Here is a 533-nt window from a genome sequence, read left to right as displayed (position 1 = left end):
TCATGAAACTCCAACGGCCAAGAGAGCCAACCCACTTCGCCGGAACGGTTGTAATACTGATCCAACGCCTCAAACAAGCCGAAGCCTTCCAAAGCCTCGCTGTGTTCTTCAACAAAGGCGTCAAATGCCGCCCGCTCTTGTTTGGCGGCTTCGCATTCATCGTTTTCAAACGCATCAAATGCCTTCTGTAAAGCATCACGCTTAAACGCCCAAACCGCCGTATAAGCAACGGTTTCCGTAATCCGCAACGCCGCAATGCGCTGGCAGATATTCGGCTGCTTGAGCCAGTTTTTCAGCTTTTCGTTGTAGGAGAACGCACCAACCTTCTCCACATCCAGATAAATCGGATTGAGCCATTCGCGCGAAGACGGACTGTACGGGCTGGCAAAAGCAGGCTTGGCACTAAAAAGCGCGTGCAGCGGATTGATGCCGATAAAATCCAGTTGCTTATCCGCCGCAAACGCCATCAAATTCAGTAAATCGGTAAAATCCCCGATGCCCCAGTTCCGCTGCGAACGCAGGCTGTACAAATG

At 51.6% G+C, this 533-nt stretch carries 1 protein-coding gene; it reads right to left on the bottom strand.

Features of this window, described 5'->3' with window-relative positions; all coding sequences use genetic code 11:
- On the bottom strand, nucleotides 1–533 hold a 533-nt coding region (locus tag ACTHUR_RS17650; RefSeq protein WP_440400022.1), incomplete at both ends, for a 4-alpha-glucanotransferase.

Source organism: Neisseria sp. P0021.S007 (genome assembly GCF_051956855.1).
Note: the sequence above shows the minus strand (reverse complement) of the source record. Positions and strands in the feature narration are given on the sequence as shown.